Annotated in this window: 6 protein-coding genes; 3 read left to right on the plus strand and 3 right to left on the minus strand. The window is 73.5% G+C overall.

Features of this window, described 5'->3' with window-relative positions:
* Positions 1–149 precede the first annotated feature (149 nt).
* Both AC1MIR_RS20235 and AC1MIR_RS20240 read right to left on the minus strand, forming a co-directional pair.
* The gene (locus AC1MIR_RS20235; protein ID WP_480029986.1) at positions 150–1,874 is read right to left on the minus strand and encodes an SMP-30/gluconolactonase/LRE family protein; all 1,725 of its coding nucleotides are present in this window, start codon (positions 1,872–1,874) and stop codon (positions 150–152) included.
* A gap of 358 nt (positions 1,875–2,232) precedes the next feature.
* Positions 2,233–8,415, minus strand: coding sequence for an FG-GAP-like repeat-containing protein (locus AC1MIR_RS20240; protein ID WP_480029987.1), 6,183 nt, complete (start codon positions 8,413–8,415; stop codon positions 2,233–2,235).
* A gap of 95 nt (positions 8,416–8,510) precedes the next feature.
* Here AC1MIR_RS20240 and AC1MIR_RS20245 point away from each other — a divergent pair, with 95 nt between their 5' ends.
* Complete coding sequence (locus tag AC1MIR_RS20245; RefSeq protein WP_480029988.1) at positions 8,511–9,167, plus strand: response regulator transcription factor; 657 nt, start codon at positions 8,511–8,513, stop codon at positions 9,165–9,167.
* Between the two features lie 32 nt (positions 9,168–9,199).
* On the plus strand, positions 9,200–10,537 hold the full coding sequence (locus tag AC1MIR_RS20250) for a sensor histidine kinase (RefSeq protein WP_480029989.1): 1,338 nt from the start codon (positions 9,200–9,202) through the stop codon (positions 10,535–10,537).
* 8 nt (positions 10,538–10,545) lie between these two features.
* On the opposite strand, the gene AC1MIR_RS20255 is transcribed toward AC1MIR_RS20250, so the two are convergent.
* Positions 10,546–11,700 (minus strand): DegT/DnrJ/EryC1/StrS family aminotransferase, encoded by a 1,155-nt coding sequence (locus tag AC1MIR_RS20255; protein ID WP_480029990.1) that lies wholly within the window; start codon positions 11,698–11,700, stop codon positions 10,546–10,548.
* A gap of 225 nt (positions 11,701–11,925) precedes the next feature.
* Here AC1MIR_RS20255 and AC1MIR_RS20260 point away from each other — a divergent pair.
* A partial coding sequence (locus tag AC1MIR_RS20260) for a hypothetical protein (RefSeq protein ID WP_480029991.1) occupies positions 11,926–12,283 on the plus strand: 358 nt, incomplete at its 3' end.

The raw sequence follows: 12,283 nt of genomic DNA on the forward strand, positions 1-12,283 counted from the left end.
GGCGCCCGCCTCGCCGGGCCCCCCCCCGACATCGGCCCGCGGGCCGCCTGGGGCGCGCGCGGGGCGGGACGGGGCGCGCGCCGCCGCGCCGCCGAGCAGCGCGCGGCGTCCGAGTGTCGAATCAAGCATGTCCATCCTCCCTTGCCTGTTCATCCGCCGAAGGCGCCGACCGGTGCGCCGGCGACGCCGGGTTCGAAGGCGAAGACCGAGCCCGACAGCGGCGCCTCCGCCAGCTGCGCGGCGGAAAGCCGCACCCGCGCGCTGGTCACGAAGAGCGTGCGCAGATCCTCGCCGCCGAAGCAGACCGAGGAGGGCCGCGGCACCGGCAGCGAGACGAAGCGGTCGAGCGTTCCGTCCGGCGCATGCCGCGCCACGCCCCAGCCATCCCAGAGCGCGATCCAGACGAAGCCCTCCGCATCCACCGCGAGGCCGTCCGGCTTTGCCGGCCCAGCGAAGGTCGCGAAGGCCCGCTTGCTGGTCGCGGCGCCGGTGCCGAGGTCGTAGTCGTAGGCGTAGACCGTCCGCGTGCCGGTGTCGGTAAAGTAGAAGATGCGGTCGTCCGGGCTCCAGCCGAGGCCGTTCGAGATGTGCAGCCCGGTCTCCACCGCGGTCAGCCGCAGATCGGGATCGAGCCGCCACAGCGTGCCCTGGCCGGGCCCCGCATCGATCGCCATGGTGCCCGCGAAGAGCCGCCCGGCGCGGTCGCATTTCGCATCGTTGAAGCGGTTGCCCGGCTTGTCGGGCTCCGCGACGCAGAGCGTGCCCGTCACGCCGGAATCGAGGTCGAGCGCGCGGAAGGAATTGCCCATCGCCGCGACGAAGCCGCCCTTCGCGCGCGGCACGACGGCGCCGACGAGCTCGCCCACCGGCAGCGCGCGATCCTCGCCGCGCGCGACGTCGCTGACATGCACGGCGGGGGCCAGGATATCCACCCAAAGCAGGCGCTGCGCATCGGCCAGCCAGACCGGCCCCTCGCCCAGGAAGGGCCGCGCCTCGATCGCGCAGCGCACGCCCGGGCTCGGCGGCGCCGAAGGGCGCGTGGTGGCGATGGACATTTCGACATGCCCCGCATTGCCGGAGATGCGCCGCGCCGCCTCGATCACCTCGCGCCCCAGCGCATGCAGGCGATCGGGCGGCAGGCGGAAGATGGGGCCGAGCACGCAGACCGCGGCGATCGGCTCGCCCAGATGGTCCACGACGGGCGCGGCGACGGCGGCGACGCCCTCCGTGCTTTCCTCGCGCGAGACGGCGTAGCCGCGCGCCTTCACCAGGTCGAGGTCGCGCTGGAACGCCGCGGGATCGGTGATGGTCGCGGCCGTCAGCGGCGTGAGGGAGACGGACTGCACGCGCCGGCGCCGCTCCGGCGGCGGCAGATGCGCCAGCATCGCCTTGCCGCAGGCCGAGGCGTGCAACGGTGCGCGCGCGCCGATGCCGTTGCCGAGCCGCACGCCGCTGCGCGCCGCCTCGCGCTGGTCCACATAGACGCAGCCATCACCATCCAGCAGCGCAAGGCGGGCCGTCTCGCCGCTGGCGGCGGCGAGCCGCGCGAGCTCCGGTTCCGCGGCGCCGCGCAGGTCGAGCGAGTCCCAGACACGGTGCGCCATCTCGAACACCTTGAGGCCGAGGCGCCAGCTGCCCTCCTCGGAATCCTGGCGCAGCAGCCCGGCCTCGGCGAGGGCGCCGAGCATGCGGTGGACGGTGCCGCGCGGCAGCCCGGCCTGCTCGGCGATGGCGGCGGTGCGCAGCGGTCCCCCTGTGGCGACGATGTCGAGCAGGCGCAGGGCCCGGACCAGGGCCTGGGTGCCCTGGGCGGAGCCGTCCGACGGGGGTGGGACGGGCCGGCTGCTGCGCCTGGTCCCGGCATGCGCCACCATATGGGCACCTCGACCACGATGTGGTCAGCGCAGGCTAGTCGGCAGCGCGCCGGCCCGCAAGCCGCAACCGCTCGCGCCCCGCTCACCCCTCCCTGTCATCGAAGTTTCGAACGTTGCGAAGTAATCTTCGATTAAATTGGAAGCATGGAAATAAAAGAGGCTGCGGCAGCCTTCACCGCCATCGGCCAGGCCACGCGGCCGGATCCGCTGCGCCGCCTGCTGGCCGCCGGCCCATCCGGCTCGGCGTGCCGGATGCTCGGCGGCGCGCCGCGGCCGGGCGCTTCGCCGGCACGCTGCTCTCCGGCCTGCTCCATGCGGCAGGCGGCATCGCCGCGGCCGTGACGGGCCGGCGCGGCGGTCAGACCACCAGGATGTCGGCTGCGGTCAGCAGCGTGCCGGGCGTGAGGATCGCGATGGCGAGGCGCGTGCCGGCGCCGATGCCGTCGGCGTCCCAGTAGAGCACGCCGTTCGACGCCGACCACAGGAACTGTCCCTGCACGTCCGTCGCGACGGCGCCGGCGACGAAGCCGCCCGCCGCGCCCAGATCCTCGCCGGCGACCAGGCTGCCGCCGAAGCCGGCCGCGGAGACCATCAGCACGTCCTCGCCGGCGGCGAAGTCGGTGATGCTGTCCGGGCGGTCCGGCAGCGCCGAGAACAGGAAGGCGTCCGCCCCGGCGCCGCCGTCCAGCTGGTCGCGCCCGGCGCCGCCGTCGAGCGTGTCGTTGCCCTCGCCGCCGAACAGCGTGTCGGCCCCCGCCTCGCCGCGCAGGATGTCGTGCCCGCCCTCGCCGCGCAGCTGGTTGGCGCCGAGCGAGCCGATGATGAGGTTGTCGAGCGCATTGCCGGTGCCGCGGATGTTGCCGGTGGTCAGCACCAGCACCTCCACATTGTCCGGCAGCACGACGGTCAGGCTGGACCGCAGCGTGTCCACGCCGCCATCCGCGGCCTCCACGACGACGTCGCCGGCGCCATGGATGTAGACATCGTCGCCCGCGCCGCCGACCAGCGTATCGGCGCCCGCCAGGCCGTTCAGCGTGTCGGCACCGTCGCCGCCCGCCAGCAGGTTGGCGCCGCCATTGCCGATCAGCAGGTTGTCGAGGCCGTTGCCGGTGGCGGAGAGGCCCGCCGTGCCGAGCATCGTCAGGTTCTCGACGCCCTCCGCCAGCACGAAGGACACCGTTGTCCGCACCTGGTCCAGCCCCGCGCCGGGTTGTTCCTCGATGCTGTCGGCGGCGTTGTCCACGATGTAGAGGTCGTCGCCCGCCCCGCCCGCCATGCTGTCGGCGCCCACGCCGCCGATCAGCGTGTCGGCGCCGCCCATCCCCGCCAGCGTGTCGTCGCCCGAGGAGCCGACCAGCCGGTTCGGCGCGTCGTTGCCGACCAGCAGGTTCGCCAGCGTGTTGCCGCTGCCGTTGATGGCCGCGTCGCCGGTCAGCACCAGCTCCTCCAGGTTGGAACGCAGCGTCAGCGTGACGCTGCTGAACACCCGGTCGAAGCCGCCGGTGCGCGATTCCATCGCCACGTCGAACGGGCTGTCCACGATGTAGACGTCGTCGCCAGGCCCGCCGAACATGCTGTCCCCGCCCGCGCCGCCATCCAGCGTGTCGGCCCCCTCGTAGCCCAGCAGCGTGTCGGCGCCGCCGAGGCCGCTGATCAGGTCCGCGAGCACGGTGCCGGGCAGGCGGTCCGCGCCGTCGGTGCCGATGATGCCCTCCGCGACGTCGAGCACGCCGACCACGACATCCTGCGTCGCGACATGTCCCGCCAGGTCGGTCACCGCCAGGCGCAGCGCGAAGGACGGGGTCGTCTCGAAGTCGAGCGGCGCGGTGCTGCGCAGTTCCCAGCCATCGGAGACGGCGACCAGCTCGAAGGGAGAGGCGAGATCCGGCGTGCCGTCGGCCAGCACCAGGCCGGCCGAGAGCACGTCGCCCATCGGCAGGTTCGCGTCGGTGGCGGTCAGCAGCGCCACCAGCGTGCCGGCCGGCAGGTTCTCGGCCAGCTGCAGCGTCGCGGGGTCGGCATCCTCGTCGGTCCCGGCCTCCGTCACCGCAGCGATGACGGGCGCGGCGGAGGCCACGGCGTCGGCCGCGGCGGCGAGGTCCACGACCAGCGCGGCGGGGCCGGTGCCGAAGCGCAGCGTCTCCACGTCGCCCGCGACGACCGAGGTGAGGCCGGCATGCGTCAGGCTCCAGGCGCCCGAGACACTGTCGCGGCCGATCTCGTACTCCTTCCAGTCGAGGTCGAAGCAGGCCATGTCGATGCCGCCGCCGCCGACCATCGTGTCCGCGCCGTCGCCGCCGATCAGCGTGTCGTCGTTCTCGCCACCGTCCAGGCTGTCGTTGCCGGCGGCGCCGCGCAGCTCGTTCGCGGCGGCGTTGCCCTTCAGCGTGTCGGCGCCGGCGCCGCCCCAGGCATCCTCGATTCGGGTCTGAGTCACCGCCGTCAGGCCGGTGGTGATCGCGCTGACGACGTTGGAGCTGTCCGCGGTCAGCGTCACGGCGGCACCGCGGCCGAGCTGCGCGACGAGGTTCTGGTAGTCGCCGACGAAGCCGCCGGCGATGGCGAAGATCGGGATGATGTTCGCCGCTTCCAGCGCCGCCTTGACCTGGGCGATGGCGGGATAGTCCTCGCCGGTGCCGGGCGGCGTGCCGTCGAGCACGCCGTCGCCGTTGTTGGGCAGCTTGATGCCCGCCGCCAGCCCGTCGCCCGCGACGTGGTAGGAGGCGTCGGTGAACAGCACCACGAAGCGGGCGGAGTTGGTGCGGAATCCCACATCGGTGACATGCAGCGCCAGCTGCATCAGCGCCTCGATCTGCGCTTCCGATCCGTCCGCGCCGCCGCCCGCGGACATGGCGGTGTAGCTGGCGAGCAGCGCGGCGGTGTCGTTCGCGAGAGCGGTCTCCTGCCGGTACACCCAGTCGCCGACATTGCCGAAGCTGCCGAAGGCCTTGTCGCGGAAGGAGGAGACGCCATAGGTGCTGTTCGGCTGCACGCCCTGCAGCGCCAGGACGATCTGCGGCACCAGGGAGCGCACCATCGCGATGTCGTCGGCGAAGGAGCCGGTGAGGTCCTGCAGGAACTGCAGGTCGAGCGGCCCGGCCGTGCTGCCGCCCTGCCCGAGCTCGCAGAGCTGGTCCTCGATCTCGCTCTGCGTCTCGCCCGAGAGGTCGAGATAGCTGTCGCCGGTGGCGTCGGAGGCGTCGAGGGTGTCCTCGCCGAGGAAGTCCTCGATATGCGCGCTGCCGCCATGCACCTCGAAGCGGTCGTTGCCGCTGCCGCCCGAGAGCGTGTCGAGGCCGTCGTCGCTCACCAGCACGTCGTTGCCGTCGCCGCCGAGCAGGATGTCGTCGCCCGATCCGCCGTCCAGCGTGTCGTCGCCGCTGTTGCCGCTGAGCGTGTTGGCGCCGGCATTGCCGGTCAGCGCATGGCCACTGCCGAGCAGCTGCACGCCCTCGATGCCGTCCGCCAGGACCCAGTCGGTCGAGACCACGACGGTGTCGAAGCCCTCGCCGGGAAGCTCGATCACCACATCGCCGGGATCCGTGATGATGTAGGTGTCGTCGCCGGCCCCACCGGCCATCGTGTCGGCGCCCGCGCCACCGTCCAGCGTGTCCGCGCCGCCGAGGCCCTCGAGCGAATCGTCGCCCAGCCCGCCGACCAGGCGGTTGTCGCCCTCGTTGCCCGTGCCGTGATGCGCCTCGCCTTCCAGCGCCAGCACCTCGACCTCGGCGGTCAGGGTTGCGTCGAAGGACGCGAAGACGGTGTCGGCGCCACCGCCCGCCGTCTCCACGATCACGTCGCCGGCGCTGTCCACGTGATAGGCGTCGTTGCCGCCGCCGCCGGTCATCGTGTCGTCGCCGGCCCCGCCATCCAGCCTGTCCGCGCCGACGGTGCCGGTGATCGCGTTGTCGCCGCCGTTGCCGGTGCCGGCGAGGCCGCTGCCCGTCAGCACCAGGTCCTCGAGCCCGTCGGCGAGCGTATAGCTGATGGCGCTGCGCACGAGGTCATGCCCGCCCGCGACATCCTCGACGATCACGTCAGCACTGCTGTCCACGACATAGACGTCGTCGCCGCCGCCGCCGCGCAGCGTGTCGGCACCCGCGCCGCCATCGAGGGTGTCCGCGCCCGCCGTGCCGGTGATGTCGTTCGCCAGCGTGTTGCCGGTGCCGCGGTGCCCGGGGGCGGTGAGGACCAGCGCCTCCACCTCCGTGCCCAGCGTGAAGTCCACCGAGGAGATCACCGTGTCCGCGCCGCCGCCCGCCACTTCGATCGCGCGGTCGAGCACATCGTCCACGATGTAGAGATCGTCGCCGGCACCGCCGGCCATGCTGTCGGCGCCGGTGCCGCCCTCCAGGCGGTCGTTGCCGCCATTGCCGACCAGGCTGTCGCCGCCGCCGAGGCCATACAGGCTGTCGTCGCCGGCGCCGCCGACCAGCGTGTTGGCGCCGTCATGGCCGCTGCCAGCATGCGCGCCGCCGGCCAGCACTAGCACCTCGAGATTCGCGCCGAGCGTGGTCTCGATGCTCGCCACCACGGTGTCCGCGCCCGCGCCGGGCGCTTCCTCGATCACGTCGCCGGCGTCGTCCACGGCGTAGGCGTCGTTGCCCGTACCGCCCGCCATGCTGTCCGCGCCCGTGCCGCCATCCAGGCTGTCGTTGCCGGCATCGCCCGAGAGCGTATCGGCGCCCTCCGCGCCCTTCAGCGTGTCGCCGCCGGTGCTGCCGAGCAGCAGGTTGTCTGCGGCATTGCCGGTGCCGACCCGCCCCGCGACGGCCAGGTGCAGCACCTCCACCTCGTCGGGCAGGGTGTAGCTGACGCTGGCCTCGACGGTGTCCGCGCCGCCGCCCGCGTCTTCCAGCACCACGTCGCCGGCGACATCCACGTAATAGACGTCGTCGCCCGCGCCGCCGCGCATCGTGTCGGCATCGCCGCCGCCGTCGAGCAGGTCGTTGCCGCCCCCCGCGTCGATGGAATCGGCGCCGGCGAAGGCGTAGATGCTGTCGTCGCCCTCGCCGACCAGGTGCCGGCTGCCGCTGCCCGGGCCGAGCAGGTCGTCGCCATTGGTGCCGTAGACGTTGTCGTCGGGCTGCCAGCTGTCGGGCGTGTAGAGGATGCTGACGCGCTCCAGCGCGGCGCCGGGCGAGCCGATGACCAGGTCCGCCGCGCCGTCGCCATCGAGGTCGGGCGCGACCGCGACGCTGCTGCCGGTGAGGCTGCCGGCGCTGCCCACGACCTTCGCGCCGCCCGCGCCGAGCGCGACCATGGCGAGGTCCACCGTGCCCTGGCCGCCGCCCCAGACGACATAGACGGCGCCGGCGTCGAACCCGCCCTCCCCGTTGTGGGAGGCGCCGATGACGATGTCGTTGATGCCGTCGCGGTTGAGGTCGCCGCCGCCCGCGACGGCGATGTCGTCCAGATCGCCCCAGGATTCCGGCAGGATGGCGAAGCCGCCGATCCCGTCCGCCACGTCGAGCAGCGAGACCTCGGCGGTGTCGGCCTTGCCGAACACGACATAGGCGAGGCCGGTGCTGCCCAGCAGCATGTCGGCCAGCCCGTCGCCATTGACGTCGCCGAGCGCGGCGAGACGCATCCCGGCCGCCTCGCCCGGCGTCATGCCGGTGATGCGGTAGCCGCCGATCCCGGCGGCGACATCCGCCAGGTCCACCGCGCTCGTCGTGCCCTTGCCGAACACGACGTAAGCCGCGCCGGCGCCGCCATCGGCGCCCGGCGCGCCGACCAGGATCTCCGCCTTGCCGTCGCCGTTGAGGTCGCCGAGCGTCGCCAGCGCCGAGCCCGCCGCCTCGCCCGCGATGCCGGTGATGCGGTAGCCGCCCGTGCCCGCCGCGACAGTCGCGAGCTCCACCCCCGTCCGGGTCGCCTTGCCCCAGACCACATAGGCCGCGCCGCCATCGGTGCCGCCGGCGTCGCTGCCCGGCGCCCCGACCACGAGATCGGCGCGGCCGTCGCCGTTCAGGTCGGCGATCCCGGCCAAGGCGTAGCCGGCCATGTCGCCGCCGGCCTCGCCGAACATGGCGAAGCCTTCATTCGAGCCGGCGTCGTCGAGATCCTTGAGGTCGGTGCTGCCGGGGGCGGTCGGCGTGAAGAAGAGATAGGCGACACCGGAATCGGTCTCCCCGTTCCGGTCCGCCTCCGGCGCCCCGACCAGCAGCTCCTGCAGGCCGTTGCCGTTCATGTCGCCGGTCGCGGCGACGGCGCTGCCGACGTGATCGTCGGGGAAGGCGCCATCGAGCCGGATGGAGGTGAGGGTGTCGCCGAGCTTGAAGGAGGAGCCGCCCGCGGCGCCGCCCATCTCGATATAGACGCGCCCGCCGCCGATCTCCTGGTCGCCGTTGCCGGGTGCGCCGGTGACGATCTCCGCCACGCCGTCGCCGTCGATGTCGCCGATCGTCGTGACCCAGGAGGCGGAGGGGAAGCCCGTCGCGACATAGGTCATGTCGCCGGGCTCCTGCGGCGTCAGCACATAGCCGCCGCTGCCCGCGGTCGCGCCGAGCAGATACACCTTGGTGGCGGGTAGCGGCATGCTCGAATCCTTCCTCGCCCTTTTCGGGCACCTTCCCGGGCTTGCTAGCCGCCCAACCTGACGCCACCCTGAAACGGGGAGAGTTCGACCGAAGGATGAGGATCCTGCTCGTCGAGGATGATCCGGCGCTGGGCCGCGCGGTGCGCGAACATCTCACCTTGGCCGGGCACGCGGTTGACCTCGTCGGAAGCCGGGCCGATGCCGAGCCGGCGCTGCGCGCCCCGGGCCACGGGCTGGTGCTGCTCGATGTCGGGCTGCCGGACGGGAGCGGGCTGGATGTGCTGCGCGGGCTGCGCGGCCGGGGCGACTGGCGCCCGGTCATCGTGCTCACGGCGCGCGACCAGATCTCGGACCGGATCGAGGGGCTGAAGGCCGGCGCCGACGACTACCTGGTGAAGCCCTTCGACCTCGGCGAGCTGCTCGCGCGGGTCCAGGCGGTGACGCGGCGCGCCGGCACACATCCCGACCGCGCCTTCCGCGCCGGCGAGGTGGTGCTGGACCTCGAGGACCGGCGGGCGAGCGTGGCCGGCGAGGAGGTGACGCTGACGGCGCGCGAATGGGCGATCCTGGAGCGGCTGCTGCAGCGCCCGGGCGCGGCCGTGTCGCGCGAGCAGATCGAGGAGGCGATCTACCGCTACGGCGCGGAGGTCGAGAGCAACGCGGTGGAGGTCTATATCAGCCGCATCCGCCGCAAGCTCGGGCCCGGCCTGATCGACACGCTGCGCGGCGTCGGCTACCGCGCCCGCGCGTGAGGCGCCTGCCGCGCCCGGCCTGGCCGCGGAGCATGGCCGGCCGGCTCGGCCTCTCGCTCGCGGCGGGCCTCCTGCTGTTCTGGGTGCTGTCCGCCATCGCCGCCAGCCTGGTGGTGGTGCGCGAGATGAACGAGGTGTTCGACAGCATCCTCTCCGAGCAGGCGCAGATCATGCTGCCGGACCTGACGCGGCGCTACGCGACGGAGCTGGAGCGGGCCGGCCCGCAGCCGGTGGTCGTCACCGACGCGATGCCGCACGATGAATACATCACCTGGCGTCTCTACGCCGCGGACGGGCGGCTGGTGATGCGCTCGCACGGCGCGGCGGAGGCGCCGCTGCCGCCGATCGGCTTCGCCACGATCACCGAGGCGCGGCTCTACACCGAGCCCAGCGCCGACCGCCGCTACCTGATCACGCTGGCAGAGCCGCCCGGGCATCGCCGGCACACCGTCAACCCCACCCTGGTGCGGCTGCTGGCGCCGCTGCTGGCGCTGGTGCTGGCGGCGCTGGTGCTGATCCCCGTCGCGGTGCGGCGCGGCTTCGCGCCGGTGCGTGCCCTGCAGGCGGCCATCGGGCGACGCGGCAGCGAGAACCTGGCGCCGTTGCGGCTTGGCGCGCTGCCGGCCGAGCTCGCCTCGATCGGCGACGACGTCAACCAGCTGCTGGCCCGGCTGCGCCAGGCGCTGGAGGCGGAACGCAGCTTCAGCGCCAACGCCGCGCATGAGCTGCGCACGCCCGTGGCGGCCGGGCTCGCGCAGGCGCAGCTGCTGGCCGCGCATCTGCCGCCCGGCAGTCCCGCCCGGCATGAGGCGGAGGAGATGGCGGCCGGCCTCGGCCGGCTCGGGGCGCGGCTCGAGAAGCTGCTGCAGCTCGCCCGTGCCGAGGCCGGCGTGGCGCAGCGCCGCGAGCGGGTGGACCTGATGGTGGCGCTCGACCTGCTGGTCGAGGAGTTCCGCGCGCGGCCGGAGGTCGGCGCGCGGCTGCGCTTCGAGGATGGCGGCCTGGCCGGGCTGGCGGTGCTCGGCGACCTCGACGCGCTGGCGATCGCGCTGCGGAACCTGATCGAGAACGCGCTGCGCCACGGCGCGCCGCAGGCCGCGGTGGAGGTGTCGGTGACGCCCGACGGCGTGGTGCGCGTGGTCAATGCTGGAGAGGTCGTGCCGCCGGAGCGGCTGGCGGGCCTGCATCGGCGCTTCGTGTCGCATGGCGGCCGCGGCTCGGGGCTCGGCCTGTCGATCGTGCAGGCGATCGCGCAGCAGCTTGGCGGCCGGCTTGCGCTGCACTCGCCCGCGCGCGGCCGCGCGGACGGCTTCGAGGCCGAGCTGGCCCTGGTCCTGGCCGACGAAGACCCGGCCGCCGCGCCGCGGTAGGCCCGGCGCTACAGCGCGCCGCGCAGCGCCGCGACCACGCGCGCCACCTCGTCGTCGGTGAGGTAGGGATGCATCGGCAGGCTCAGGATGCGCGTGCAGAGCATCTCGCTGACCGGCAGCGGCGGCGGGCCGCCCGCGATGCCGCCTTCATGCGCCGCCGCATAGGCCGGCTGATGGTGCAGCGGCTTCGGATAGTAGATGCCGCTCGGCACGCCGGCCTGCTTCAGCGCCTCCTGCACGCGCCCGCGATCAGCGCCGGCGGGCAGCAGCACGGAATAGAGCCCCCAGGCATGGTCGGCGCCGGCGACGGAGCCCGGCACCTGCACGAGACCCGCCAGGCCCGCGCCATAGGCGGCGGCGACCTTGGCGCGCGCCGCCAGCTCCGCTTCCAGCAGCGGCAGCTTCGCCAGCAGCACCGCCGCCTGCAGCGTGTCGAGCCGGCCGTTCATGCCGGTGCGCAGCACCTCGTAGCGGCTCTTGCCCTCGCCATGGGTGCGGAGCTGGCGATAGAGCTCCGCGCGCTCGGCGCTGTCGGTCAGCAGCGCGCCGCCATCGCCGTAGCAGCCGAGAGTCTTGGTCGGGTAGAAGCTGAGCGCCGCGGCATGTCCCCAGCGGCCGAGGCGCTTGCCGTGCAGCGCCGCGCCATAGGCCTGCGCGGCGTCGTCGAGCGCGAACATGCCCTCGCGCGCGCAGATCGCCTCGATCGCCGGCCAGTCCGCCGGCAGGCCGAACAGGTCCACGCCCACCACCGCGCGCGGACGCAGCCGGCCCTCGCGCCGGACCAGCGCGATCCGCCGCTCCAGGTCGGCGATGTCGAGGTTGAAGGTCACCGGATCCACGTCCACGAAGACCGGCGTGGCGCCCAGCACCAGCGGCACCTCGGCCGTCGCGGTGTAGGTGAAGGCGGGCAGGAACACCGCGTCGCCGCGGCCGATCCCCTCGGCCATCATGGCGATCTGCAGCGCATCGGTGCCGGAGGAGACGCCGACCGCATGGCCGCAGCCGGCGAACTCCGCCAGCTTCTGCTCTAGCTCGCGCACTTCCGGGCCGTTGATGAAGGCGCCGCTGTCCAGCACCGCGGCGAAGCGGCGGTCGAGCTCGGCACGGATCAGCGCCTGCTGGGCCTTGATGTCGAACAGGGCAATGGGACGCGGTGCGGTCATGAGGGTCCGTCGCAGGGGAGGGCGGAGCGGCTGCATAGACCCTCCCCGCCGCGCCGGCCAAATCACCCCGGGTTTCGCCGCGTTGCGGCCCCTCGCCCGATTGGGATTGCCGGTGCGCGCGTGGGACAACGCGCCGCTTGGCAGCAGCGGAACCGATGGCCTAGCGTGCCGGGGTCGGTAGCGGGCCCAGAGCCCGCGCCGAGGCAAGGAAGGAGGACCGCCAAGATGCGGCGAAGGACTTGGCTGCCAGCGGCGACGCTGGCGTTGGGACTGGCGGCCGGCACCGCCATGGCGCAGGGCACCGCCACCCAGACCACGCGGGCGGAGCCGCTCTCGATGGGGGCGCTGGCCTCGATGTGCGCGGCGTCGCCCTCCGGCGAGTCGCCGCTCGCGGCCTTCTGCCAGGGCGTGATCGTCGGCGCGGGCCAGTATCACAGCGCCGTGTCGGCGGCGAATGGCCGGCCGATCTTCTGCCTGCCGGAGCCCAGCCCCACCATGCAGGACGTGCAGACCGCCTTCGTTCGCTGGGCCGCGGCCAACACCCAGTACAGCGGCGAACTCGCCGTCTCCGCGCTGATGCGCT

Source organism: Falsiroseomonas sp. RANM36 (genome assembly GCF_056682175.1).